Origin of the sequence: Cohnella rhizoplanae, assembly GCF_948329515.1 — a bacterium.
GTDB classification, from domain to species: Bacteria; Bacillota; Bacilli; order Paenibacillales; family Paenibacillaceae; genus Cohnella; species Cohnella rhizoplanae.
The window spans coordinates 1-25219 of sequence record NZ_CAOJCN010000008.1 but is presented as its reverse complement, the minus strand read 5'-3'; the positions used below and the strand labels follow the sequence as shown (position 1 = coordinate 25219).

At 53.9% G+C, this 25219-nt stretch carries 23 protein-coding genes; 17 read left to right on the top strand and 6 right to left on the bottom strand.

The window, feature by feature from the left end; translation table 11 throughout:
* Nucleotides 1-94: 94 nt before the first annotated feature.
* A complete protein-coding gene (locus PQG80_RS13875) occupies nucleotides 95-1129 on the bottom strand; it encodes a sensor histidine kinase (RefSeq protein ID WP_271751965.1) in 1035 nt (344 codons plus the stop codon).
* A complete protein-coding gene (locus PQG80_RS13870) occupies nucleotides 1126-1839 on the bottom strand; it encodes a response regulator transcription factor (protein ID WP_271751964.1) in 714 nt (237 codons plus the stop codon). Before PQG80_RS13870 ends, PQG80_RS13875 begins: the two co-directional genes overlap by 4 nt.
* Before the next feature lie 181 nt (nucleotides 1840-2020).
* Between PQG80_RS13870 and PQG80_RS13865 the strand changes: the two genes are divergently transcribed.
* The 5 genes from PQG80_RS13865 to PQG80_RS13845 all read left to right on the top strand — a co-directional run bounded on the left by PQG80_RS13865 (nucleotide 2021) and on the right by PQG80_RS13845 (nucleotide 11782).
* Nucleotides 2021-2287, top strand: a complete 267-nt coding sequence (locus PQG80_RS13865; RefSeq protein WP_271751963.1) for a thioredoxin family protein — start codon at nucleotides 2021-2023, stop codon at nucleotides 2285-2287.
* Nucleotides 2288-2303: 16 nt separating this feature from the next.
* Nucleotides 2304-2996: a cytochrome c biogenesis CcdA family protein gene (locus PQG80_RS13860; protein ID WP_271751962.1), complete on the top strand. Its 693-nt coding sequence runs from the start codon at nucleotides 2304-2306 to the stop codon at nucleotides 2994-2996.
* Between the two features lie 18 nt (nucleotides 2997-3014).
* Nucleotides 3015-3659 (top strand): peroxiredoxin-like family protein, encoded by a 645-nt coding sequence (locus PQG80_RS13855; RefSeq protein WP_271751961.1) that lies wholly within the window; start codon nucleotides 3015-3017, stop codon nucleotides 3657-3659.
* 226 nt (nucleotides 3660-3885) lie between these two features.
* Nucleotides 3886-10245, top strand: a complete 6360-nt coding sequence (locus tag PQG80_RS13850; protein ID WP_271751960.1) for an S-layer homology domain-containing protein — start codon at nucleotides 3886-3888, stop codon at nucleotides 10243-10245.
* 253 nt (nucleotides 10246-10498) lie between these two features.
* Nucleotides 10499-11782: a carbohydrate-binding domain-containing protein gene (locus tag PQG80_RS13845; protein ID WP_271751959.1), complete on the top strand. Its 1284-nt coding sequence runs from the start codon at nucleotides 10499-10501 to the stop codon at nucleotides 11780-11782.
* Between the two features lie 61 nt (nucleotides 11783-11843).
* On the opposite strand, the gene PQG80_RS13840 is transcribed toward PQG80_RS13845, so the two are convergent.
* The gene (locus PQG80_RS13840; RefSeq protein ID WP_271752115.1) at nucleotides 11844-12755 is read right to left on the bottom strand and encodes a helix-turn-helix transcriptional regulator; all 912 of its coding nucleotides are present in this window, start codon (nucleotides 12753-12755) and stop codon (nucleotides 11844-11846) included.
* A gap of 91 nt (nucleotides 12756-12846) precedes the next feature.
* Here PQG80_RS13840 and PQG80_RS13835 point away from each other — a divergent pair, with 91 nt between their 5' ends.
* From PQG80_RS13835 to PQG80_RS13810, 6 genes are all read left to right on the top strand, one after another.
* Nucleotides 12847-13314, top strand: coding sequence for a VOC family protein (locus PQG80_RS13835; protein WP_271751958.1), 468 nt, complete (start codon nucleotides 12847-12849; stop codon nucleotides 13312-13314).
* A gap of 5 nt (nucleotides 13315-13319) precedes the next feature.
* Nucleotides 13320-13889, top strand: coding sequence for a YdeI/OmpD-associated family protein (locus PQG80_RS13830; protein WP_271751957.1), 570 nt, complete (start codon nucleotides 13320-13322; stop codon nucleotides 13887-13889).
* A 79-nt stretch (nucleotides 13890-13968) separates the two neighbouring features.
* A complete protein-coding gene (locus PQG80_RS13825) occupies nucleotides 13969-14403 on the top strand; it encodes a HEAT repeat domain-containing protein (protein WP_271751956.1) in 435 nt (144 codons plus the stop codon).
* A gap of 225 nt (nucleotides 14404-14628) precedes the next feature.
* A complete protein-coding gene (spoIIP, locus tag PQG80_RS13820; RefSeq protein ID WP_271751955.1) occupies nucleotides 14629-15855 on the top strand; it encodes a stage II sporulation protein P in 1227 nt (408 codons plus the stop codon).
* 202 nt (nucleotides 15856-16057) lie between these two features.
* Nucleotides 16058-16852 (top strand): alpha/beta fold hydrolase, encoded by a 795-nt coding sequence (locus tag PQG80_RS13815; protein WP_271751954.1) that lies wholly within the window; start codon nucleotides 16058-16060, stop codon nucleotides 16850-16852.
* Between the two features lie 103 nt (nucleotides 16853-16955).
* Nucleotides 16956-17387 (top strand): DoxX family protein, encoded by a 432-nt coding sequence (locus PQG80_RS13810; RefSeq protein ID WP_271751953.1) that lies wholly within the window; start codon nucleotides 16956-16958, stop codon nucleotides 17385-17387.
* A 130-nt stretch (nucleotides 17388-17517) separates the two neighbouring features.
* Here PQG80_RS13810 and PQG80_RS13805 read toward each other — a convergent pair whose 3' ends face one another.
* A complete protein-coding gene (locus tag PQG80_RS13805) occupies nucleotides 17518-17844 on the bottom strand; it encodes an antibiotic biosynthesis monooxygenase family protein (RefSeq protein ID WP_271751952.1) in 327 nt (108 codons plus the stop codon).
* Between the two features lie 142 nt (nucleotides 17845-17986).
* Between PQG80_RS13805 and PQG80_RS13800 the strand changes: the two genes are divergently transcribed.
* From PQG80_RS13800 to PQG80_RS13790, 3 genes are all read left to right on the top strand, one after another.
* Entirely contained in the window at nucleotides 17987-18211 is a 225-nt protein-coding gene (locus PQG80_RS13800; RefSeq protein WP_271751951.1) for a hypothetical protein, read from the top strand.
* 105 nt (nucleotides 18212-18316) lie between these two features.
* Complete coding sequence (locus PQG80_RS13795; RefSeq protein ID WP_271751950.1) at nucleotides 18317-18526, top strand: hypothetical protein; 210 nt, start codon at nucleotides 18317-18319, stop codon at nucleotides 18524-18526.
* Nucleotides 18523-18942 (top strand): hypothetical protein, encoded by a 420-nt coding sequence (locus tag PQG80_RS13790; RefSeq protein ID WP_271751949.1) that lies wholly within the window; start codon nucleotides 18523-18525, stop codon nucleotides 18940-18942. Before PQG80_RS13795 ends, PQG80_RS13790 begins: the two co-directional genes overlap by 4 nt.
* A gap of 27 nt (nucleotides 18943-18969) precedes the next feature.
* Here PQG80_RS13790 and PQG80_RS13785 read toward each other — a convergent pair whose 3' ends face one another.
* Nucleotides 18970-19665: an HAD family hydrolase gene (locus tag PQG80_RS13785; RefSeq protein WP_271751948.1), complete on the bottom strand. Its 696-nt coding sequence runs from the start codon at nucleotides 19663-19665 to the stop codon at nucleotides 18970-18972.
* A gap of 124 nt (nucleotides 19666-19789) precedes the next feature.
* Here PQG80_RS13785 and PQG80_RS13780 point away from each other — a divergent pair, with 124 nt between their 5' ends.
* From PQG80_RS13780 to PQG80_RS13770, 3 genes are all read left to right on the top strand, one after another.
* Nucleotides 19790-20287, top strand: coding sequence for an AAA family ATPase (locus PQG80_RS13780; protein ID WP_271751947.1), 498 nt, complete (start codon nucleotides 19790-19792; stop codon nucleotides 20285-20287).
* Nucleotides 20288-20313: 26 nt separating this feature from the next.
* Nucleotides 20314-20973 (top strand): hypothetical protein, encoded by a 660-nt coding sequence (locus PQG80_RS13775; RefSeq protein ID WP_271751946.1) that lies wholly within the window; start codon nucleotides 20314-20316, stop codon nucleotides 20971-20973.
* A gap of 206 nt (nucleotides 20974-21179) precedes the next feature.
* Nucleotides 21180-22613: a serine hydrolase domain-containing protein gene (locus tag PQG80_RS13770; protein ID WP_271751945.1), complete on the top strand. Its 1434-nt coding sequence runs from the start codon at nucleotides 21180-21182 to the stop codon at nucleotides 22611-22613.
* Between the two features lie 106 nt (nucleotides 22614-22719).
* On the opposite strand, the gene PQG80_RS13765 is transcribed toward PQG80_RS13770, so the two are convergent.
* Nucleotides 22720-25029 (bottom strand): right-handed parallel beta-helix repeat-containing protein, encoded by a 2310-nt coding sequence (locus PQG80_RS13765; protein WP_271751944.1) that lies wholly within the window; start codon nucleotides 25027-25029, stop codon nucleotides 22720-22722.
* Between the last annotated feature and the right edge of the window lie 190 nt (nucleotides 25030-25219).

Below are 25219 nucleotides of genomic sequence, written 5' to 3'. Positions count from 1 at the left end.
AGTAAAAACTAAAACACGTCTTAGAGGCTGGAAAGGACATTGCTACAGTAACAATTCTACGATCGGTCTAGCGGCGGTGACGATGCCAATCTCCCTAACCCCGCACCAACGTAACCTTAAACACGCTTCCCTCTTCCGAGCTCGACTCCAATTCCACAGTCCCCTCAAAAAAACCAAGCAAATGGCGGACAATCGACAGACCCAGACCTGCCCCGCCAAGCCTGCGTGCCCGAGATGCGTCGACTCGGTAAAACCGCTCGAAAACCAGCTCCCTTGACGAAGGGGATATTCCCTTGCCCGTGTCCGCCACCCGGACCGTTACGCACCCATCCTCATGCGCAACCTGCAGCGTAACGCTCCCGTTTGGCCGATTATACCGGATGGCGTTGTCCAGCAGGTTTCGAAACACCAAGAATAAGAAGCTTTCATCCCCCTTAACCAACGCAGAGAAGGGCTCCGCCAGATGGAGCCTCACCCCGTATTCGACCGCCATGGGCTCCATAAAGGAAACGGCATCCGCGAGGATGTCGGCAAGCTCCACCACATGATGCTCACGATGCTCGCGATCGTACGTCCCGTCCGCCAGCAGCAGCAAATCCTCCGTTAATGACTCCAGTCGCGAGAGCGTCCGCTCCGTTGTCGCCCTGTAATCTTGCCAATCGCTTGGATCGATGCCATCGTTGTCTCCCGCCACTTCAAGATTGGTGCGCAGGATGGACAGCGGCGTCCTTAACTCATGCGCAGCCGCAGAGACAAAACGGGCCTGCTGATCAAAAGAGCGTTCCAGCCCGTCCAGCATCGTATTAAACGTGATCCCGAGCTTCTTCAATTCATCGTGAAGCTGGTCGATCTCCAGCCGTTTGTCGAGCGTGGTTGCCGTTATGCCAGCGGCGGTCTCGCTCATCCGCTTCACAGGCTTAAGGATCATTATGGCGAGCCATTGCGCGCTGAGTATCATGCCTGCGAGCGCGACAAGCAAGCTGATGATCCGCCCCTGCAGCTCCGACACGATCCCGGAAGCCGAGAAAAAGAACTCTAAGGCCGCATATAGAATAATCATGGCCGTTAAATTCATAATGGCAAACAGCGTCAATCTGAAGCGCAGCGATAAACGATTCCATGGTCTCATGTCGTGGCCTCTTTCTCTCCGGCTGCGCGCGGCGTCCATCGATATCCATAACCTTGAACGGTCTGAATATACGCTTCTCCTGCCGCCGGATCGTGCTGCGAGAGCTTTTTGCGCAAGGAATTGATGTGAACCCGGACAGTTGAGGTTAGCGGATCCGCATGGATATCCCACACATGCTCAAGAAGCCTTTCCGACGATACGACCTCGCCGGGATGCAGCATCAAATATTCGAGCAAGCCGAATTCTTTTTTCGTCAACGGAATAAGCGTATTTTCAAACCAGACTTCCTTTGTCTTCGAATCCAGGGCAAGCCGGTCGAACTGCAGGACCGTGCTTTTCACGGATGAACGTCGGCGAAGGAGCGCCCGGATGCGGGCAAGCAGCTCATTGAACACAAACGGCTTACGGAGGTAGTCGTCCGCCCCTGAATCGAGTCCTTCTTCCACCTCGTCCGGATGGCTGCGCGCGGTCAGCATGAGGATATATACATCGTTATGATGCGAGGATTGGCGAATGCGTTGGCAAAGCGATATGCCATCCAGCTCCGGCAGATTGATGTCGAGAAGGATCACGTCATATTCGTTGGTATCCGCCAGCTCCCATCCGGTCAGTCCGTCAAGCGCGCAGTCCACGGCATAACCTTCCCGCTTTAAACCCTTTGCCAGCGCACGCGAAAGGTCCTCCTCATCTTCAACGATGAGAATTCGCATATCACCACTCCTTCCTGTAACGACAATAGCATAGCATTCGCGTTTTCGCGATACGAGGAAAATCTTGCTGTTCTTCCGCGCCGCACTTAACAAGGATTTAACAGCCCGACCGCTATAATCAAAGCAATTCCTCCTTTTGCGCGGAGGATCGTGAACAGAATGGAATGAAGGAGGAGGTCTTTTGTTAATCGAGGTGGTATCGGCCGGACCGGGGTGTTCCGTTTGTCAAAAGGCGCTCAGTCTTGTGAAACAAGCGGCGGCGGGATTTTCGCAAATCGAGATTCGGGAGCTGCATGTGGTCGATGAATTCGAGCGTCTACAAGAACTGAACATTTTCAGCGCCGGAGCGATTCTCATCAATGGAAAAGCGGAATTCGGCGCTTTGCCCAAATTGCCTGAGCTTCGTGAACGCGTATATGCCTGGCTCGATGATGAAGAGAATCGCTAGATAAAAGGAGAAACGAATGGAAGACTTATATCATTTTACGATTACGGGCGGCGTGTCCGTCTCGACCTACATTCTTGTATTCATCGTCGGAATCGTCAGCGCGGTGTTGGCCTGCTATCTGCCTGTGCTTGCGATGTTTGCGGGTTATGTTCAGCGAGGAGCGGCCGGCGATAAAAGAAAAGCGATGCTGATCTCGATCAATTTTATCTTGGGTATGGCGGTTACTTCACTCCTGACCGGTTTGATCATCGCGCTGCTCGGCCAACAATTCCTGCCCTTTGTTGAGAAATATCGTTTACTAACCTGGGTTCCGCCTATCTTTGACATCCTGGCCGGGCTGCAGCTGCTTGGCGTCATTTCATTTGCCATGCCTGTCTTCCAGAAGCCGTTGAGCCGACCGGAAGGCTCGCAAGGCGCGGTGGCCGCTTTTAAGCTGGGAATTCCTTACGGCCTTGTCATTTCTCCCTGTGCCATCCCGATCTTTTTTGCGCTAATGAGCTATATTGCACTACAGGGAAGCCCGCTTCACGGCGCGCTGCTCATGACGACCTATTCGTTAGGAAAAGGCGTGATCCTCGCGGCTGTCGCAGTCTTTTCCATTGCCATTCTACGCAAATTGGCAAAATGGGGCGGTCCTGTTAAAAAGATTGCCGGCTATCTGTCCATCGTGATCGGCATTGTGTTTCTGATTGTTGGTTTTATAAAATAAGTAGGAGGAGATTCAACCATGTCATTAAATCAAACGCTGGAAGAAATGAAACAACAATTTGTCGCGCATTCGCCCATGGAGGTCCAGGCCGCGATGTTCCGTTCGATCCGGGAGCAGCAGGAGTCGGGTATGCAGTATGGCCTGCAGGAAGGGCAGAAGGCGAAGGATTTTACGTTGAAAAACGCGATGGGCAGCCCCGTTCACTTATTCGAAGAACTGGCCCAAGGACCTGTCGTGCTCTCCTTCTACCGTGGCGGCTGGTGCCCTTACTGCAACGCTCAGCTTCGGTCCTATCAGAAGGTATTGCCGGAGATTCAAGCGCTGGGCGCCAGACTCATCGCAGTCAGCCCGCAAAGCCCAGACAACACGCTGTCCCATCAGGAGAAGGAAGAGCTGCAGTTCGAGGTGCTCAGCGATACGAACGGTCTGGTGGCCGCCTTTTACAACATTTTATACGACGTGCCGTCGTACCTTCAGGAGCTCATGACGAACCGGTTCAACATGAATCTGGCCGAATACAACGCGACCGAGCGGTGGATCCTCCCCATTCCTTCCACCTTCATGATCGACGAGTCCGGCATCATCCGTTCCGCATACGTCAACCCGGATTTTATGAAGCGCTTGGCGCCGGAGGATATTCTGGATGAGTTAAGGAAGCTGTGAACGGCCATCGACTCGCCGGAAGACAACAAAGCATGAGAGCGTCCTTGATGGGCGTTCTTTTTTATTTGGCGAGGGGCGATCGCCTATTATGCCTTCTACCGGTATTGTAATTAATATTAATAGGTTATCGGAATATGTCGAATCGATCCTCATTCGGAGTCAAGTTTTAGCCGATAATAATGGAAGTAATCACGGGAGTTCAATTGAGTAGAAAAGGAGCAACATCATGAGATCCGGCAAACTTATAAAGCTATTTCTTGCGGTTATCGTTTTTTTCATGTCGTTTCCCGTTTATTCCATGGCTGGCGCTTCGATGAACAGCGGTACTTATCCGTATCAGGGTACGCCATCGGCATTTGCCAAAGCACCCAATGGGGATATGTACTATGCATTCCCGGAGATTGGATCTGTATACGGAGGCAATGGCATCAAAAACTACAAGTTATATAAGTGGGATGCCTCGAATAATAGTTTTACCCTCGTGACAGATGTAAACGCTAAGTTTGGTTTCGACCAATATGAAGATTACTATTCCAGTATCGCCCTCTCGGTTGCGTCAGACGGCAAGTTGAACATAGCGATGGTTGAAAACGGCTCCTATCTGGACGCCAGCACCGGAAAATATTCCTATCACAAAGCGGTATATTATGTTGCTTACGACATCCAGACCCATTCATGGGGCGAGATCCGTACATTAGATTCTCAAAGTAAGCCTGTCTCTTCAATTGCTAATAAATTCCAATATGAAAATTTAATAGTGCAAGCGGACGATGCCGGCGTGGCAAGTGTTGCTTATCTAAAACATCTCATGTACGCAGTAGACGGAAGTCAAGACTATCATTTAATGGTTCAGACCGGGCAAGGCGCAGGCAACGCATGGCTAACAAAGGACTTACCAATAAATGACGGGAGTTTTTTGAAATCTTACTTTGTTAAAGATCATTTGGGGAATGTAAGTTTGGTTTACAGTGCGGATTCAGGTATACGCATACTAAGCGCTCCTTTTGATGCGCCGGTTGAAGTCATCCAGGGGCCCTATGATGCTGTGGGCGCCGCCGTGGATTCAAATAACAAAATCAATATCTTGTTCGTAGACAACTGGGAAGGCGGCAATCTCGGGATGGTGTCTAACACCGGCAGCGGGAATATCTGGGAATCGGAGATTATCGACCAATCGGGTACTACACCGTTTAAACCCGGCTCCTTGGGCGCCCTGTTAATTGATTCAAACGACAACAAGTTTGTTTTAGCGGAGTCTACGGAGAATTATCCGCCCACTGACCTTTTCTTTTACGCCAAGACGGCAAGCGGCAGCGGATGGACAAAAGGTTATACAGACATAGAGCAGCTTGAGTCTGTTTTAACGCTTTCTAATCCTATCATTTACCCGGTTATCCCTGCAGATGGGACACTCTTGGTCAAGTATTTTGATGAGGGTTCTTCGGCCGCAGGTTTTGTTACCGGAAGTTATGGCGACTTTGTCGATATGGGGCCATCAGTGCCTGTTATAAGCTCCGCGGCCACTGCAACTTTTGCGGAAAACGAGTCGGGGGCGGTTTACAAAGCAGAAGCAACAGGAACAGGGAGTATCTCTTATTCCCTTACTGGCGGGGCTGATCAAGGCAAGTTCTCCATCGATTCTTCTACAGGCGATATGACCTTCATAGGGGCTCCGAATTATGAACAGCCATCGGATGCGGATCACAACAACGTGTATGAGGCGGTCATTAAGGCAACCGATTCCGTAGGCAGTTCGACCAAGAACGTATCCGTGACGGTAACCGACGTCAATGATGTCGGCTTTTCAGTTGAAGACAATGATAACATCTCCGACAACAGCTTAACGAAGCAAGTAACGGCCGGTCAGACCGCGAGCTTCACCTTTAAGACGCCGGAGAACGAAAGTTCGTTTCTGTATGTATATGATGTGCTGGAGAATGCGGGTACGTACCCTGGCGGCCTCTATTCGTATAACGGTAACGACGATATGAACAGATTGGTTATTCAAGTTCAGGCCGGTTACACGTTTGATTTAGCGAGCTTCAAGTACGCAGCGTACACGGACAATGTTCCAAAGGTTACATTGAAATTTACATCTGCCGGGGAAGATCGGGTCGACGAGTATGCCGTAACCCAGGATGGTTCCACGGGATACGCGATCTTAAATTCTTTTACGCATGCCATCGACGATGTGAGTCAAATCGAGATTGTGGCGAATGGGTATATGGAGTTGCAAGACTTTGAAATCAAGGATGTCCGAGCTGCTTCAGCGCCGACTGCAGAGATTGTTAATGACCCTGACAGTGCGACGGGGTATGATTTTACCAATTCCGTAGGCAGTTATATCGGGCAATCGTTTGTGGCAACGAAGTCAGGAACATTAGAAAGTATATCGATATCGGCGGCGATATTTGATGTTGCCACATTGGAAATTCGCGATGGAGAAGGCGTGACCGGGGAGTTATTGCACAGTCAGCCGGTTCCCGTGTTTAATACGAATGAATCGGCCGATTCGCCTCCGAATGATTACAGATATCCATTTGTTGAGCTCCCGATTATGGGGGAAGTGAATGTAATCCAAGGACATCAATATACGTTCATGTTTAAAAACCATAACGTTATGAAAACGATTGTGTCCACTCCAAACACCTACTCGGATGGAAAAATGTTTTGGGAATATACGCTTACCGTGGATGGTTTGAATGGGAATGAGGCCTATTGCAACGTCTCAAGCGTATGTGAAAATATCGATCTGTATTTTAAAGTGAAAATCGGGGATGAAGCACAACCGGTACCGGCAATCAATGGCATCACCGTCTCGCCTGAGACGGCGAGCGTCGTGCAAGGCGGTACGCAGCAGCTGACGGCAACGGTAAATGCAGTCGGCGGCGCCGCGACGACGGTGACGTGGTCGAGCAGCGACGGGAGCGGGAAAGTTGCGGTTAATGCAAGCGGCGTGGTCAGCGTAGCGGCCGATGCGACACCGGGAACGTACACGATCACGGCGACGTCCACGGTGGACGGCACGAAGTCGGATACGTCCGCGATCACGGTCACGGCTCGGACGATAACGAACATCGACCCGTCATCCGGTCTGATTGCGGGCGGTACGGTGGTAACGCTGACCGGAACGAACTTTACCGGCGCAACCGGCGTTACGTTCGGCGGGGTGTCGGGAACCAACTTTGCGGTTGTATCGGATACGGCAATTGAAGTGACAACGCCGGCAGGAACGGCAGGCGCTGTGAATGTGACAGTGACGTATGCCAGTGGCAGCGTGACGGTAGAAGGCGGATTCACGTACGTGGCGATGCCGATCCCGGCCACGGGCCTGACGGTGATGTCGACGGACCCGACCGGCGCGAGCGATGACGGCAAGACAAAGATCGAAGTTGCTGAGACGCTGCCGAGCGGCAATAAGCTGGTGTACTTTAACTTTACAAACGGCAATGTGGCTGTGCCGAACGTGGGCGATACATTGCCGAGCTACACGGAGCTACTGAGCGCCGGTCTGGTATCTGCAACGAACGGCGACAAGATCGGCGTTGCGGAAGTGGATGCGGACGGCAAGGTTGTCCGCTTCGGACAGACGACGGCTAACGTGACGGCAGAACCGACACCGACACCGACACCGACGCCGACGCCGACACCGACGCCGACACCGACACCGACACCGACGCCGACGCCGACGCCGACACCGACACCGACACCGACGCCGACACCGACGCCGACACCGACACCGACACCGACGCCGACGCCGACACCGACGCCGACGCCGACGCCGACACCGACACCGACACCGACACCGACGCCGACGCCGACGCCGACACCGACACCGACGCCGACACCGACGCCGACGCCGACGCCGACACCGGCAACGGGGCTGACGGTAACGTCGACGGACCCAACCGGCGCGAGCAATGACGGCAAGACGAAGATCGAAGTCACCGAGATGCTGCCAAGCGGCCACAAACTTGTGTATTTCAACTTTACGAGCGGCAATGTGGCAGTGCCGAACGTGGGCGATACGCTGCCGAGCTACACGGAGCTGCTGGGCGACGGCCTAGTGTCCGCCGCAACCAGCGATAAAATCGGGATCGCAGAAGTGGATGCGGACGGCAAGGTCGTTCGCTTCGGTCAGACGACGGCTAACGTGACGGCAGAACCGACACCGACACCGACACCGACACCGACACCGGAAACGACACCTACTGCCGTAATTAGCTATACCGATGAAATGCTGACCGGTCTGACGCCGAGCGCGTCCTATACGATCGAAGGTGTAAGCCTGACGGCGGACATTAACGGCAAAATCGCGATAGGAGCTGGCTGGATTGGCAAGTCGATCTCCGTCATCAAGGTTGGCAACAACTCGACGACGACTGACTCGGCAGCGCAAACGCTGAGTATCCCGTCCCGTCCAGTCGCGCCAGCGGTCACGGCCGACGATACCGCCAATACGATTGCGGGTCTCGTACTGGGCATTGAATTTGCAGTCGATAACGGCTCTTATATCAAGTACAACGGCACAAACGCGCCGGACCTAACCGGTACGCATACGGTCCAAGTTCGCACTTCGGCCACCGACACCGGCTTCGCGGGAACGCCGGCGACGTTGAACTTCACGCCGAACGTCCCGAGTCAGCCGGCAGCGCCAAACGTATCGGCAAACGATACGACGGATACAATCGCGGGTGCCGATGCGACGATGGAGTACGCGATCGACGGCGGCAGCTGGGTCTCTTACGATCCAGAGCAATCGCCTGTCCTAAGCGGCAATCATACGGTTAAAGTTCGCGTAAAAGCGAGCGGCAGCACGCCGCCGGGCGAGGAAAAGACGATCGTTTTCACAGCCGACGGCACCTATAGCGTCCTCGGCGCGGTCGTGGACGATACGCCTGACGCCAATTTCAGCTCCGGGGCGACAGTCAAGGTGATGAAGGGCAACATCCAGTTCGGTTCGATCGCGTTGACCGATGCGAACGGACATTTTAGGGTCACCGGCGTGCCGAACGGAACTTATAACCTGGTCGTCACGAAGGACGATCAGATTATCACTGTCGCCGTGACGGTGAGAGATCAGGATTACGATTTCAGCCCAAGGTTCATCATTCTGCCGAGGGGCAACAAGAACAGCGCCTTAGAGATCAAGGGAGACACGCCAAGCGTAGTCGTAGACGGGCTGAATGATCTGTTCGCGGATACGCAAAACGTGTATACGTCCTACGATCAGCAGCTTGTCGCGGATGGCGGAGCGGTCAAGATCACGCTGGGCGTGGAGAAGCTGGACGCGACCATAGCCGCCGGCGCTTCCGCGCTTCAAAGTCTGGCAGGCGGTCAAAATCTTGACTTGTACCTGGATATGACGCTGACCAAGACGCGGATCGATACGTCCAACCAGTCAACCCGCACCACGCTGTCTACCGTGGGGAGTTTGCTGAAGATCATCGTTCCGTATGATCAGACGGGAAAGGACAACGTCACGATTTACCGGTACCATGACGGCGTCGCTCGAAAAATGACGCTGCTGCCATTTTCATCGACAGTACCTTCAGGAGAAGGCTACATGCTCGACGCGGCTGGCGGCCAGATCATCATCTGGGCGCAGAATTTCTCGACGTATGCAGTCGCCTCCGGTATAGTCGCCTCCACGCCGGGCGCCGTATCCGCCGGTAGCCAGACGATTACGGCGAGTGCGGGCGCAGGCGGCAGCATCAGCCCCGCAGGAAACGTGACGGTTAGCAAAGGCGGTAGCCAAACTTTTGCGATAACACCAGATGCAGGCTATGCGATCTCGAATGTGACAGTTGACGGCAAGAGCGTGGGCGCGGTCGGCAGCTATACGTTCTCCAATGTCACCGAAGCGCACACGATCAAGGCCGAATTCGCAAAAGTAAAACTTGTCGGACTGCCGTTCTACTATAATGGCGGCACCCAAGTATTTATCGGCTTCTCTTCCGACGCTTCCGGAGAGATGAAGTATATAGCGCCTACGGGCAAGACGATTGAGTTTCAGAATAACCCCAAGAAGTTCACCGACATCATGAACCATTGGGGCAAGTCCTACATCGACTTTGTCGCAGAACGCGAGATCTTCGTCGGTACGAGCGAGCAGAACTTCTCGCCCGACACGGGCATGACCCGTGCCATGCTGGCGACCGTCATCGGCCGTCTATACGAGAGAAGCTACGGCACAGTGGCTGTGACTGACCCGCACGCCTTCACCGACGTAGATTACAGCAGCTGGTACGGAGCGTACTTGGACTGGGCCGCGAGCAATGGCATTATTCAAGGCGTGGGCGGCTCGCGGTTCGAGCCGGATCGTCAAGTGACGCGTCAGGAACTGGCGACGATGCTCTACCGGTTCGCCCAGTTCATCAAGGTGGATACGAGCGTAGCGGCAGGAGAGACGCTTGGCTATGCCGACGCACCGGCGATCGGAGAATGGGCGCGGCAGTCGGTGTTGTACGGTCAGCAGAACGGCATCTTCACCGGACGGGACGGCAATGCCTTTGCGCCGAAGGAAACGGCGACGAGAGCGGAAGTGGCGGCCATCCTGCAGCGGTTTATTGAGACAGTGGTTTAGGCGGTGGCGTGAGCGGCCGCACCGATAGGGAGGCCGCTCCGCACAAACGGGACCGGGTCTGAGATACTCTCAGTCCGGTCCCACTTTGCGTTTTATCCGAGAACAATTTCTGACTATGGGTAGCGACGATCATCGTAAGGAGGGGCTGCAACCCCTCTTTTTTGCGTGCGCGAGTAGTTTAAGGTTGATTTAAGCCCTATCCCGCATGATGTAAATAAATCAAGACCACCGATTATACGAGGAGTGTTATTCTATGAAATCCAATAAGATGAAAACCATTAGCGCCGCCACGATGGCCCTATTACTAACCGCAACCGTTGCAGGATGCGCTAAGTCAGAAGTCGGCAACGGGAACGCCGCAGCTGCGCAGGCCGCAGTCGCTTCGGCGACGAGCGAATCGGCAGCAACCGCTCCATCGGCAGCCGCGTCCGCGGCGAGCGCGACAGCGGCGTCGAGCGGAACGTCGGCAGCCGGAACCTCCGCTCTCGACACCGCGACGTTATTCAGCGATCGGGATCTGGAGCAAACGGCGGACCTGACCGGGGCTGCGCAAGTTAAGCTCGAGAGCGGTAAAGACGTGACGATCGATGCCGAAGGCGTATATGTACTCAGCGGCGAAGCGACGAATGCGACGGTCGTCGTGGAAGCCCCCGAGGATGCGAAGGTCCAGATCGTCCTGGACGGCGTCAGCATCACCAACGAAGACGCGCCGGCCATCTATGCGAAGGCAGCGGATAAGGTATTCGTGACCTCCACGGACGGTACGAATCATCTGGAGGTCACGGGGACTTATGCGGCGGATGGAGAGACGAATCTGGATGCGGTGATCTTCTCCAGGGCGGACGTGACGCTGAATGGCCCCGGAACGCTGGAGATCGTATCGAAGGAAGGGAACGGAATCTCGTCCAAGGACGATCTCAAGATCACAGGCGGCGTCTACCATATTCAATCGGCTGCGGATGCGCTCGAGGCGAACGATGCCCTTCTGATCCATGGCGGGTCGATCACGATCGAGGCGGGCAAGGATGCCCTGCACAGCGAGAACGAAGAGGATGCGACCCTCGGCTACATCTATATCAAAGACGGCACGCTGAACATCGCCGCGGCCGACGACGGCATCCAAGGCAACAGCCTGGTTCAGATCGACGGCGGCACCATCAACATTACGGAAAGCGCGGAAGGCATCGAAGCTAACAACATTCTCATCAATGACGGACAGATCACGCTGCATGCGAACGATGACGGCATCAATGCCGCGCAAAAAGTCGATGGCGATGTATCGATTGTGGTGAACGGCGGCACGATCGACGTAAGTATGGGCAGCGGGGATACGGACGCGTTCGATTCCAACGGCGATCTGTACGTGAATGGCGGCACCATCAACGTTACGGCGCCGACTTCTGCCTTCGACGCGGACGGCACGGCTCAATTGAACGGCGGAGACGTGACGGTCAACGGAGAGAAGATCACGGAAATTACGCAGTCGCGCATGGGTGGCGGCGGTGGCGGTGGCGGCAGAGGCGGTATGCGCCGGTAAGAGGTAGCCGAACATACAGCGTAGAGAGTCTGAATAAGGAGAGGCGGTCCGCCTCTCTTTTTTAACGGTAATTTTCGATGATGTCCTCGACGTACCGCTGAAAGTCCTCTACATAAGAGGAAGGCGCGATGACCTTTAACTCCGTTCCGAAGCCGGCTAAATGCCGGAACCCGATGCGGTTTTGCGGAATGTCGATGGTTGCGAGTAGAAATGCGGCGCTATGGGGCTCGATGCTGTGTTTACCGTACCGCTCAATGAATTGATCCCTGATCGCAGGCGAGATCAGCGCCTTCACTTCCACGAGCTCGGGCGAAAATCCTGCTGCGAACCGCTGGTCCGCTGCGCCCTCTCTAGGAACGAATGTCCGCTTGTCCAACGTCAGATTGTCGGTTCTGGACAGCTTGAAAGTTCGATACGCCATGCGCGTCAGGCAGAATCCGATCAGATACCAGCTCATCTCGCTAAAGTGAAGCTGGTACGGCTCGACCGTTCTGGCGGTCGGCACGCCCTCTTTATCGATGTAGTCAAAGGTAACCTGTCTATAGTGCAAGATCGCCTCTTGGCATATCTTCAAGACATCCATCATCTCGTCGCGGCCGCTCCAGTCATAAAAGGACAAGCGAACGGACCTTTTCAGCGTTACGGCGTTGACCATGGCTTCGATTTTTTTGATCGTGACTTCGACTTCCCGGCTCACATAGATCTGTTCCAGACCGCTCAGGGCCAATAATATATTTTCCAGGTCCGTGCTGTTTAACAGACGTTTGTCGATCTTGTATTCATCCATAATGCCGTAGCCGCCGCTCGCTCCCTGGATCGCATAGACCGGTATATTCGACAAGCCGAGCGTTTCCATATCGCGGAGAACGGTTCTTTTGGACACGTTCAATAATTTAGAAAATGTCGCAGCCGAAACGATTTCCTTTTGCAGCAGAACCATCACGATCGCGATTAACCGCTCGATCTTCTCCATTTTCATCCTCGATCCGCCATGGAATGGTGACATACTAGCTGTCACCTATCATAGCTTATGCTTCAGTTATAACAAAGAGGAGGTTTTACACATGGCGGTTATCGCGTACTTGAATTTTGACGGGAATGCAGCGGAGGCGATCCAGTTCTATGCGGAGGCTTTGGACTCGAATGAAGTGAAGCAAGTGAGATTCGGGGATCTCCCGCACGATCCGAATTACCCCTTGCCGGAGAGCGAGTTAAGGATGATTATGGAGTCGTCGATCGCGTTTGCCGGGGGGAAGATCATGATATCGGATCTGTTGTCCTCGATGAAGCAGGGAATGGGCGATCTGGTAAAAGGAAATAACGTGCTCATCAGCATCGTCAACGAGAGCCGACCAACGCTGGAAGCGTATTTTAATCGTTTGTCTGCCGGCGGGTATGTGATCATGCCTTTATCCGACATGCCTTGGTCTTCCTGCTTCGGGATGCTGGTCGACCGGTTCGGCATCGTCTGGAAGTTCAACGGCGACGCCGACAAGTTCCTGGATCGCGTGCTGGCAGCCAAGCAACCGTAAGAAGGATGAAGATGGAAAATCTGTTGTCCGTGCGAGCCAAGGAAGATTTAAGGGCTTGGCTCTGCGAAAATAGCAGGACCGAAAAATCATGTTGGGTTGTCGTCAGGATGACGCCAACCCCGGATACGTTGCTGTATCTGGACGCCGTCGAGCAAGCCCTATGCTTTGGGTGGATCGATGGAACGAAAAAGAAAATAGCTGAAACGGCGCTCGCTCAAAGGCTGTCTCCCAGAAGCCAAGCAAGCTCGTGGACCGAATTAAATAAAGCGCGGGTCCGCCGGCTCGAAAAGCTCGGACGGATGACGGAAGAAGGAAGGCGCGTCCTTCCGGATCTGCGCCAAGACGCGTTTAGAATCGACCCGGTCATCGAGCGAAGGCTGATGGAGGATGCAAAGGCGTACGAGCATTACTCCAAGTTCCCGGACTTGTACAAAACCGTCCGAATCGACACGATCCAGAGCTATAAGAAGGATTCCGAACGATTCAACAAGCGGTTGGACAAGTTTATCGCATATACCAGACTAAATAAAATGTACGGCCAATGGAACGATAATGGACGTCTTTTAGAGGACTAGAATTTAGTCTATACTATAGAGATGAGGATGGATGCATATCTACGATCGACAACGAACATAAAGGACGGGATGGGTTCAATTGCGCATAGATGAAGTGAAGAATGAATTGCCTTCCAATTATGAAGAGTTAAAGGCAGCCGCGAATCGCACGTCCTGGAGAGAACGCCTGAACGCCGTGGAAGAGCTAGGTCGGTGGAACAATCCCAAGACCATCGATGTGCTTAAGCATAGGATGAATAACGATACGGTATATTCCGTTCAAGCGGCCGCGTACCACAAGCTCAAGCAGTTGGGCGAAGACGTCGTATTGCCGCCCAGGAAAACAGGCGACTTGGTCAAAGGCGTTACGAAGATTTTGGTTCGAATTAAGAAAAGCTTGCCCGCAGGCCATTCCTTCGAAGAGTTTAAAGAGAAATTAAAAAAGATGAGACTCGACATCTATGATGCCTACGAAGGCGAACGAGGCGCGGACTTCGATAATTGGCTTGAAAACGTGTGGGCTTCGCTGAAATAAAACTTTGGGAAAAGAGGGGCTAACCCCCTCTTTTTTTGTTGTATCATATACCCCGACAAACAACGAAGGGCTCTTTCTCGCGGATGGTCTGCGAAGAGATGAGTCCTTTTTAATAAGCAAAAATTGGCGTTCGGAGCAGGAAATAAGAGATTGGCGTCGAAAACGTGTTGAACGCAAAGTCGGAAGGATAACGCTTGATATTCAAAATCGAAAGGGGACAACTTGTTGCGATATGCGATCGGAAGCGCGGTAATCGGCGTATGTCTGCTGCTCGGCGCAACCCAGCCGGCCTTCGGACAGCAGGCTTCCTCCCAGTCGAAAAGCAGCGCCTCGGTGAAGGCAGCCGCCTTGAAGTCTAGTCAAACGTATGCCCGGAGCACGGTCGACCGGCTGAACGTGCGGACGGCGCCCAAGCTGACCGCGTCCGTCATCCAGATGATCGGCAAGAGCGGCAGCTACGAGGTGCTGGACAAGCAGGGCGAATGGCTGAAGATCCAACTCTCGGAGAAGAAGTCGGGCTGGGTATTCGCCGATTATATCAAGCAGACGACAGCCGATGCCAAGCCGGCCGTCATCCAGGCGAGCGCTAAGCCTGCGGTCGTGAGGATTACGGATGTCACGAATCTTCGCAGGGGGCCCAGCACGGACGAGGATATCGTCGGCAAGGCGCAGCCGGGAGAGACGTATACCATCCTGTCCCAGAAGGGCGATTGGTATCGCATCTCGCTCGGCAAGAAGGGGACGGCCTATGTGGCCGCGTGGGTCGTGTCGGCGGACGGCTCGCCCGGAACCAAGACGGCCACGTCGGCGAGCGGCGGACAAGTCTACATTTATCACACGCATAACCGGGAATCGTGGAAGAACGCGGCCACGCAGACCCAGGGTCTGTCGATCGACGATCCCAAGGTCAACATCACGCTGGTGGGAGAGCGGCTCGGGACGGCGCTTGGGAAGAAGGGCGTCTCGGCCCTCGTGGCCGACGACGATATCACGGAGCGGCTCGCGGAGAAGGATCTCGGTTACTCGCAAGCGTATGCCGAATCGCGCAAGACGGTCCAGGCGGCCATGAGAAATAATGCCTCGCTCGGATACTTCTTCGATATTCATAGGGACGGCGACGTGCCCCGCAAGCAGACGACCGTGACGCTGGGAGGCAAGTCGTATGCCCGGGTGATGTTCGTCATCGGGATGGGGAATGCCGACTACAAGGCCAACAAGCAATTCGCGGAGGCCCTGAGCGCTCGGCTGGAGAAGAAGTACCCCGGGTTGTCGCGAGGCGTATTGATGAAGGATTCGGCGCACGGAGACGGGGAGTACAACCAGTCGCTGTCCCCGCGCAGCATGCTGATCGAGATCGGCGGCGCCAACAACACCCTGCAGGAGTCGCTCCATACGGCCGATGCGTTGGCCGATATATTCGCCGCTTATGTAGGAGCGACGAAGCTGACTTGATCGAAGGCATATATGCGGACTTATCTTTACTAACTATCATCTGAGAGCCATGAATGAGAGCCATGAATGAGAGCCATGAAGCGACTTCGGTCGGCAAGGTTCTTTTCATGGCTTTTATCGTGAAAAAGAGCGACGGCGCTGTCGATTCCGGCTTCGCTCGTTCGTTGTCTATATAAAGACGCAGCATCTACCGGGAGGCGCTATGAGAACAGTAACCTCGAAGGACGGCACCAGGATCGCGTACGACAAGCTTGGAGAAGGACCGCCGCTTCTGTTGATCGACGGGGCGTTGTGCAGCCGGTCGAACGGACCGAACGGAGCTTTGGCTTCGCTGCTGCAGCGGGAATACGCCGTGTACACGTACGACCGAAGAGGGCGCGGCGAGAGCGGCGACCAGGCGGTATATGCGGTAGAGCGCGAGGTCGAGGATATCGCCGCGTTGATCGAGGAAGCGGGAGGATCCGCGTACGTATACGGCATCTCCTCGGGAGCGGCGCTGGCGCTGGAAGCGGCTGCGCGCTTGACGACGATCCGGAAGCTGGCCTTGTACGAGGCCCCGTTCGTGACGGACGACAGTCGCCGGCCCTTGCCGGACGATTATGAAAAGCGTATGGAGGCGCTAGTGGAAGCGGATCGACGCGGCGCGGCGGTCAAGCTGTTCATGCGCACGGGCGTGGGGCTGCCGGCCCCGGTCGTGGCTCTGATGCCGCTCATGCCGGCGTGGTCCAAGCTCAAAGCGGTCGCCCGCACGCTGCCGTACGACACGCGGCTGACGTTCGACCTGCAGAAGGGCCGCAAGGAGCCGCTCAGCCGTTGGTCGGACGTCCGGGTTCCGACGCTGGTTGCGGTCGGCGGCAAGAGCCCGTCCTGGATGCGCCAAGCCATGGATGCGTTGGCGCAGGCGCTTCCGGAAGCGAAGCATCATACGCTGCCCGGCCAGACGCATATCGTAAAACCCGCCGCATTGGCGCCCGTCCTGGCTGATTTCTTGCGATAATACCAGAGCTGTCATAAAAAATATTTGCCGGTATGTCGATCTCGCCGTTGGCCGTTCGTTGTCTGAGTAGAAGCCGAAAAACAATGCCGAGAGGATGTAGAGCATGACGATCGAACGGGAAATGAAGATGAAGACCGGCGTACGGGCAAGCGCTCGCAGCGGAGGGAGGGTCTGGACGGCGCGGATCATGGGCGGCATTGCCGTCTTATTCATGCTTTTTGACGGAATCGGGAAGCTCGTCGGACCGGCGCCCGTCATCGAAGGCACGCTCGAGCTCGGTTATTCGGAGAGCCATATGGCCGTGATGGGCGTCCTCGCGTTGCTCGCAACTCTCCTGTACCTCGTGCCTCGCACTTCCTTCTGGGGCGCGGTGCTGCTGACCGGCTATCTAGGCGGGGCGGTAGCGGCTCAAGTGAGGATCGATGCGCCGCTGTTTTCAAATACACTGTTCCCGGTGTACGTGGCCGTCCTCGTGTGGGGCGCGCTCTGGCTGCGCGACGAGCGGGTGCGCAGGCTTCTGACGAGCGCCGGTTAAAAAGCGTGCAGGAGCATCTGAGTATGTAGGTTAAAGCGGCGGGTTACCCTGAAGTCTGTTGAACAAACAGCTTAGGGGTAACCCTGTTTTTGCATTAGAGGATGATTTGGCGAGCAGCTTGCCGAACTATTCAGCCATTTCCAAAGCCATAGTCCCGTTCGACCTTGCAGATTCTTGTTTTATAAGCGAGATACCAGTCAGATCTGCCCTTCCGCTGGGCCATTAAATGTCGTTCGTTTTGTTTCCATTTTTGTATCGCTTCTAGCGATTCCCAAAAAGATACGGTGATGCCTACGCCTTGCCTAGCGCTCTCCACGCCTAAGAAACCAGGTTGGAGGGACGCGAGTCTTTCCATTTCGTCCGCCATTTCCGCATAACCGTTATCTCCGTCCGTTCGTTCAGACGTAAAAATCACTGCATAATACGGCGGTTCAGGGGTAATGGCGATTCCGCTCATGTCAGCACCTCCGTCGTTCGCTTTCGATTACCCTACCTACTTTACGCGTGGTGCGCCCCGTTGTATAGCTTATTAAACTGCAAAAATCGTACAAGGGCATTCGTTCGGCGCATTGACCGGCAGCGACAAGGAGCTGCTGCCCGTGAACTATACGTTCAACGTGTCGTACGAAGGCGCGAATCTAAGCAAGCAGCAGGACGTCGGGACGGACGCGAACGTCGTCTTCCGGGCCGCGAACGTCGCGGTCCGGCTCGCGTTCGCTTACGCAGGATACCGGAGTTTCGCCTACGGTTATCTTTCAAGCTTAACGCAGCGTCGCGACCATTCGAAAGGCGCCTCGCATCTACGGATGCGGCGCGTTTTTTGATTTATCCGTGAGCCGCAGGTTTATGGAAGCCGCCTCCTATTGATTAAGAACATACATTCTGGTTAATATAAGAACAGAACGCATGTTCTTATGGAGGCGATGGGGATGGATGTCTCGAAGTACATCAATCATGATGTAGTGATCATTTACGAAGACATGGCGGGGAGATTCACCCGGCGCACGGTCAAGGTCATTACGGTTACCGCAAACAAAGTATCGGCCTACGACCTCGCCAAGCGAGCGCCCCGGAGCCTGCATCCCGATCGCATCCTGGCATGCCGGCCGGTGCCGTCCCGGGAGCGTGGCGTATCGTGACGATCGAGCTGGACGATCTGAAGCTGATCCAGAATCACGTCGAGATCATGACGCTCGCCGAGCTCGCGCGCCTGCAGCACGCGGACGCCAAGGGCACGCGAACGGCCATCACCACGATCGTGGGGAGCTTTCTCCAGGGCGAGCTCGAGCGGTCGCTCGGGCGGCTCAAGGAGCGGCGCATCTGGATCCAGGATAAGCCCGAGCGGTCGGGTCTCGTGCTGCGGTTCGCTTATTCGGTAGCCGGCCGGCGCGGCGTGTACGAGGTCGAACGGGCGACGCTGCGGTCGTATATGACGGAGCGCGTGGAGGATTACGCCGAGCTGATCCAGAAGGTACAGATTCCGCGGCTGCCGTTCGACGTGCGGTATCCCAGCTACGCCGCGAGGCATTTACATAAGCCCAACCCCGGCAGCTGAGCCGGGGTATTCGCGCGATTATTTACGCTACAATATCGTCGTGATATGGATTAAACTATCGATGACGTACTTCGGGCGAACGGAACGATCGACGGGCTGGCCCTTGCGATTGTAATAACAGAAGTCGATTCCCGCGTTGACGGCCCCATGGTAATCGTCATGCAAGGAATCGCCTATGAACAAGGCGTCCGCACGGTCAATTTCTAATCGCTGAAGCGCCTCGTCGAATATTTTTTTGTCCGGCTTCCAATAGCCGACCTCATCGGAGATAATCAAGGCGTCGAAGAAGTGATGGATTCCTCCCGCGGCCAGTCGGTTTCTTTGCGCTTCGCCAATGCCGTTGGATATGATCGCCAGCTTATGCTTGCCATGCAGGTGCGACAGGATCTCCATCGCATAGTCCTCGAAGTCGCAAGCGCCGCAAAAGGTTTTCCAGTACAGCTTGGCAAGGATGTCGGCCTCCGTGTGGTCCAGTTCAAGACCCGCGAGCGTGTCCCGGAATGAATACTCTAACACCTGATATATCGTATAGTTGGACATTAGGCGTTCGTTCCAATAACGGAAGTTCACGCTGCTGAACAGCGCCCAGAAGACGTCCCAAGAGAAAGTCTCTTTATGAATGAGACCATGCGCCTCCACGGTGTTTTGCATCGACTTTAATTCGCTGACCGAGTAGTTCAACAGCGTGTTGTCCAGGTCAAAGAGAATGGCTTTGTAGCTCACGCGAGACCTCCAATCCGTTAGGCGGCTGTTATTTAGAATGATGAGACAACAGTTCTTCTATAAGTTTCTTCAGGAAGGGAGACTTTCCTGCCGTTAGATCGGTATAGGAGAGGAGGTTATAACGATGGAAGGCAAGTTGCCTTTATTTATCGTAACGGGCGCAAGCGGGTCTGGGAAAACCTATGTCATCAAGGAACTTCGGATAAGGATGCCTGACTTTGATGTTTTTGATCCTGATCATCTTGTAGAGTTTATAGGGCATGATTGGGAGAAAGTGCGAAATATCTGGCTGCGGGTTGCCCGAAATATCGCTCAGAGCGGACGCATGACCATCATCTGCGGAACCATGATGCCTTGGGATATTGAAAAATGTGCGGACTTTCCTTTTTTTAAGCATGTGTATTACCTCAACCTCCATTGTAATGAAGAGACCCGCGAAAAACGTCTGCGTGAAAGAAATTGGTCGGAGGAAGAGATCCAGAATCACAAAAACTTCGCGAAAAAATTGCTTGAAATCGCCGATCAGGTCTATGACCCGCCTATGCCTACTATCGATACAACGGATACCGACGTAACCGAAGTTGCCTCTCGGATCAAAGAGTGGGTCCGCAAATACGCTTGAAAGATGAGATGAAAGGGTGAGGATTCATGGAAGTAAATGTGTTGGAGCGGTTGCCGGATCCCATAATCTTAAAAAAGCTAATGAAAATCCAAGCAGCGCTAAATATTATTCTTTGTCGAGAGGAATGGCTTCGTTACCATAGCTTTGTGCAAGATGGGAATGAGGGTGTTAGTTTGGCGAAGATAGATAATGGAGCAGGCGATCATCTCATCCTTTTGTTTTCCCCTGAAGGCTCCATAATCAAAGGCTTCGATCATGAATCTGAGTTAAGCCCCTATGCGCAAGACGAACATAAAGTACTGCCGGGAATTTATGATGACGTTCCAAAGGAATTATTAGCTTTGCTCGAAGACGATGCCATGGAAATAGACGATGCGACTTTTTGTATTTGGCGCAAAAACAATGACGCAAACTGGCACAAGGGAAAAGTCGAGATTCCAAATGGCGAAAACGATGGTTCCGATTTTTTAGTGGGCTGTATATTCCATACGCCAGAAGACTTTGTAGAGTTTGCAATCGGTTATTTTGAATTATCGCCATCATTAGAGGTGGTTGCCAAAATTTACGACGAATTTCCCATCACGGAAGAGATGATCCATCACTTAAATCCCGACTGCGATGTAAAGGAAGTTCTTCAAGAATTAGAGCGATTACGTTTAAATGATGGAGCTCATGAGAAACAATAATTCAACCATACACGACGGCAGCGGGTCTAATGATCGGTTGCCGTTTTCATTAAGCTGGAGGGCAAGCTTATGCCGCTCGCCTTCTCTTTTCATGCAAATATAGGCATGGATTCAAACCAGGAAAAGGGTTATTATTGATGATGTATTTCGATGGATTTCGAATTTATAATATAATTCGATGGATTTCGAAAGGAGCCCCATTTAAAATGGAAAGTCTCGCATTAAAGCGCAGCGCCCCCGAAGCGCAGGGAATCCGTTCTTCCGATCTGCTTGCGTTCCTGGATCGCCTGGAAGACAGCGGCGAAATTCATACGTTCATGCTGCTTCGTCACGGATCGGTCGTTGCAGAAGGTGGTTGGAAGCCGTATTCGACCAATCTGCTTAGACTGACCAATTCGATCAGCAAAAGTTTTACCTCGGCTTGCGTCGGAATCGCAGTGGACGAGGGACTGCTGACTGTTCAGGACAAGGTGCTCTCCTTTTTCCCCGAGTATGCGCCGGAGAAGCGGGACGAGCGCCTCGGGTCCATGACGGTAGAGCATCTGCTCACCATGTCGAGCGGACACCAAGAGGACACGGTTCCCGCGATCACAACGGATGAGGACTGGGTGCGTGCCTTTCTCGCGCTGCCGGTCGCGCATACGCCCGGTACGGTTTTCGTCTACAACAGCGGCGCCACGTATATGCTGTCCGCTATTGTTCAGCGGGCGACCGGTCAATCCCTGTTCGAATACGCACGTACGAAATTGTTCGAGCCGCTTGGCATTCATGGCGTCAAATGGGAGACCTGCCCGAAGGGGATCACGGTCGGCGGATGGGGACTTAGCGCGAACACGGAGCATTTTGCGAAGCTCGGACAACTCTATCTGAACAAAGGAAAGTGGCAAGACCGCCGCATCCTATCCGAGCAGTGGGTCGAGGCATCTACGGGCAAACGCATAGAGAACGGCAGCGATCCGGATAACGATTGGCATCAAGGTTACGGCTATCAATTCTGGCAATGCCGGCATGGAGCGTATCGGGCGGATGGCGCTTTCGGCCAATTCATCTTCGTATTCCCCAAGGAAGATGCGGTACTTGCGATTACAAGCGGCGTTAACGATATGCAGCCCGTCATGAATGCGGTATGGGACGGCCTGCTGCCGGCGCTGCATAAAGAAGCGGATGCGATCGAGCCCTCTGCAGGGGCAAGCCAAGCGCTCGTAGACAGGCTGGCCTCGCTTCACATTGCGGGGCTTTCCGGAATCTCGCCGCGCGGGCGGCAAGACAAGTCGGGCGTCCGTTACCGGCTGGCCGACAATCCTTTGGGCCTGTCGGAGGTGGAACTGCGCGAAGAAGAGCAAGGCGGCTCCGTCGTTTGGACGCAAAACGGACAGGAGCGGCTATTGAAGTACGGCCGTCCGGCATGGACGTTAAACGAACGGATGGCATCGGACGGCTTCATGGCACTAGCGGCGAGCGGAGGCTGGATAGACGAGGAAACCTTTTTGCTCGCCGTTCGGCCGATCGAGACAGCCTTCGTGCAGACCTATCGATGCCATTTTGACGGAGACGCCCTACGGATTGCCTATACTTCTGAGTATAGTTTGTTCGTTCCGAAGGAATTAACGCTCGAAGGCAAGAGGGAGACAATACTATAATTGCGCAGCCTGCCGGTAAGATCCGGCAGGCTGTTGAGCTAACTACTGGAAAAGCCTCACTTATGTGTCGAGAGGCCGCATCTCAGTACATGGACACCAGCTTCTCTCATGGCGTCGTGCCGTAAACCTGCAGCTCGACAAATTGATTGTACGGGTCGGTATTGTTCCCGCCGATCCAGAACCTTGCGTACCTCGCCAATATCGGCTGAAAGCTGACGGTTTTCCCGCCGGCGCCCTCTGCGTATTCAGAGTCCACGCCATAGCCCTGGCCGGCACTATTATCCTTATCGTTATTGAATACGGTCGTTACGTAGCTGCTGAAGTCGGCCGTTTGGGACAGCTGGACGATGACGTCCTTGTACGTTCTTCCATCGCTGAAGAAGTGCCACATCTTCACTTTGCTGACATCATAGAGAGCCCCCAGATCGATTTGCGCATAGACACGCTCATGGGCATCGCCTACTCCAACATAGTAAGTCGTATAGCCATCCGTCAAGTTCGACGGCGATGCCTCATAGAGTACAGTGCTGCTGTACGATGGCGCTCGGCCTGCCGACAGATTGGAGGGAGCTGCCGGCCCGTACTGAATGGCGCCGATGCTCGGGGTTGTCGGATGCCACGGATTGCCGTAGAAGTCGACGAAGCCGCTGCCGAGCGCTGCCGCATACGCATTCGTGCCGGAGGCTTTAACAAGCGAGCTGGCGCTTAAGCGGAAGTCGCGATTGGCATAGTCGACGAATCCGGGGTCATTTACTTTTAGGTTCGCATCGCACGTGTCCGGCGTCGTATGCGGACAGGAGTTAAGTCCGTCGATGTCATAAAGGACAGATCTTGAAATATCCTTGAAGCGAGCGACGTTCGAACTGGAATCCCAGAATGCGTTGTTATTTACATATAGCGTACCCGTCACTGCGTTTGAGACATCGAGCGCGACTTCCCCAATAGCCCCATTCGCGTTGTCGTTGAAGCCATATTGCCCAAAAATGTTATTGGCGATCACATTGTTCGTCACATTACTTGGAGCGGCATTGTAGTCGGTCACCTGAATGGAAAAATGGTCGGTATTGAGAAACGTATTGTTCACGATATACAGGTCGCGGGCTTCCATCGATCCCCAGGGAGCGATGTCGAGCGCGTAAGGCTGTTGGCTATGTTTAGGTTGAGGGGTAAGTTTAACCCCCGCAAAGATATTGCTGTAAAATTGGTTGTCGCTTCCTCCCGCATGACTCACGCTTGTGAAATTATGAAAATAGTTCCGTCTTATCATATTGTCGGTAGTTTCGCCAGGAAGCCCGTAAACGCCGAAGGCGTGCATATAACCGGAATCGCCTGCCGAAACATCGTTTTGCTCGACGATGACATGGTGGACGCCGTGATAGCTCGTCGATATCGTGGAGGCTAGCTCTATGCCGCTGTGACCGAAATTAACGATTTTATTGCCGCGTATGAGTCCCCCCTCCGCCGCATCGTGCATATAGATCCCGTCTCCGGATAAAAAGATAGCCGGATCGTTCTCATACGTCGTCCACACCTTGTCGATCACATTGTTCGTAATCGTTATATTTGAAACGTGCGCGGTGAAGTTGGTTGTGCTGCTGTTATAAACGCGGATCCCGGTCTGATTGGATTGCCGGATCGTATTATTATCGATTGTGATATGAGCGCTCGGCGAATCGACGCTGACAACGCCGCCTTTAATATCGAGGTTTTGAACCGTCACATATTCCGTATTTCCCATCGAGACGGGCGCCGCGTTAGAGGCAAGAATCAACTCTACGTTTTTCGGTCCGCTCGCCGAAGAACCGGAATTGGCATATACCCAACCGGTCGTGGGATTGATGTACCACTCGTAGGTCTGATCGACATGGGTCTCGTTCGCGCTCGAATTGGTCGTATTGACCTTGTATTTGGAAACGCCGTTTACGAACAAACGCAAAGCGTCGGTATTGCTTGGTAGCGCATGTTTCCAACGGTTGCTGCTGCCGTCGTAGATCCAACCTGCATCGTCCAATAAGTGCGTGGTCGAAATCATCGGCTTCGCTCCGGTGCCATAAGCCCCAATCGTGATGGGGTTGGTAAGGGTCCCTTTTCTACCGTATAGAATGAGAGAGCCTCCGATATTCGCTCCGGTGCCGTTTACACTGTCCACACTGTTCTTATACCAAGCGTCCCCGCGTTTGAAAAGCACGGTATTGCCTGCCGAGAGCAGCGCGTTCGCGGCTGTGATGGATTGTTTCGGCGTCAACACGGACGTCCCGTTATTGGTATCGTTTCCAGTCGTGGAAAAATAATAGGTCGTTCCGGCTGCCAAGGCAAGCTTCGGCTGCGGAACGGCAATAGAACCTAATCCGATTGCAAGCAGCAGTAAAGCAAGACAAACCGATTTCAATCTTGAAGCGCTACGAACAGTGAACATCAAATCACTCCTCCCAAAATGTACGTTCATGAGAACCTAAATGGGTACGGACGGTTTTCAGCCATCAGGAAGCAATTTGTTGCCGCATGCGATAGTGGAGATCACCTGCCTTGACGAACGATGTTCGAAGAATATCTATGTCAAGCCAACCTCACATTTCTTGCTCGTAGAAGCGAGCAAGCGGGTGGGG

Excerpts from the sequence above, each read along its gene's own strand:
- PQG80_RS13860 (WP_271751962.1), top strand. The coding sequence starts at position 2,304 with ATGGAAGACTTATATCATTTTACGATTACGGGCGGCGTGTCCGTCTCG.
- PQG80_RS13835 (WP_271751958.1), top strand. The coding sequence starts at position 12,847 with ATGGCGGTTATCGCGTACTTGAATTTTGACGGGAATGCAGCGGAGGCG.
- PQG80_RS13810 (WP_271751953.1), top strand. The coding sequence starts at position 16,956 with ATGACGATCGAACGGGAAATGAAGATGAAGACCGGCGTACGGGCAAGC.
- PQG80_RS13870 (WP_271751964.1), bottom strand. The coding sequence starts at position 1,839 with ATGCGAATTCTCATCGTTGAAGATGAGGAGGACCTTTCGCGTGCGCTG.
- PQG80_RS13875 (WP_271751965.1), bottom strand. The coding sequence starts at position 1,129 with ATGAGACCATGGAATCGTTTATCGCTGCGCTTCAGATTGACGCTGTTT.
- PQG80_RS13845 (WP_271751959.1), top strand. The coding sequence starts at position 10,499 with ATGAAATCCAATAAGATGAAAACCATTAGCGCCGCCACGATGGCCCTA.
- PQG80_RS13780 (WP_271751947.1), top strand. The coding sequence starts at position 19,790 with ATGGAAGGCAAGTTGCCTTTATTTATCGTAACGGGCGCAAGCGGGTCT.
- PQG80_RS13770 (WP_271751945.1), top strand. The coding sequence starts at position 21,180 with ATGGAAAGTCTCGCATTAAAGCGCAGCGCCCCCGAAGCGCAGGGAATC.
- PQG80_RS13855 (WP_271751961.1), top strand. The coding sequence starts at position 3,015 with ATGTCATTAAATCAAACGCTGGAAGAAATGAAACAACAATTTGTCGCG.
- PQG80_RS13850 (WP_271751960.1), top strand. The coding sequence starts at position 3,886 with ATGAGATCCGGCAAACTTATAAAGCTATTTCTTGCGGTTATCGTTTTT.
- PQG80_RS13795 (WP_271751950.1), top strand. The coding sequence starts at position 18,317 with ATGGATGTCTCGAAGTACATCAATCATGATGTAGTGATCATTTACGAA.
- PQG80_RS13775 (WP_271751946.1), top strand. The coding sequence starts at position 20,314 with ATGGAAGTAAATGTGTTGGAGCGGTTGCCGGATCCCATAATCTTAAAA.
- PQG80_RS13805 (WP_271751952.1), bottom strand. The coding sequence starts at position 17,844 with ATGAGCGGAATCGCCATTACCCCTGAACCGCCGTATTATGCAGTGATT.
- PQG80_RS13830 (WP_271751957.1), top strand. The coding sequence starts at position 13,320 with ATGAAGATGGAAAATCTGTTGTCCGTGCGAGCCAAGGAAGATTTAAGG.
- PQG80_RS13765 (WP_271751944.1), bottom strand. The coding sequence starts at position 25,029 with ATGTTCACTGTTCGTAGCGCTTCAAGATTGAAATCGGTTTGTCTTGCT.
- PQG80_RS13815 (WP_271751954.1), top strand. The coding sequence starts at position 16,058 with ATGAGAACAGTAACCTCGAAGGACGGCACCAGGATCGCGTACGACAAG.
- PQG80_RS13840 (WP_271752115.1), bottom strand. The coding sequence starts at position 12,755 with ATGGAGAAGATCGAGCGGTTAATCGCGATCGTGATGGTTCTGCTGCAA.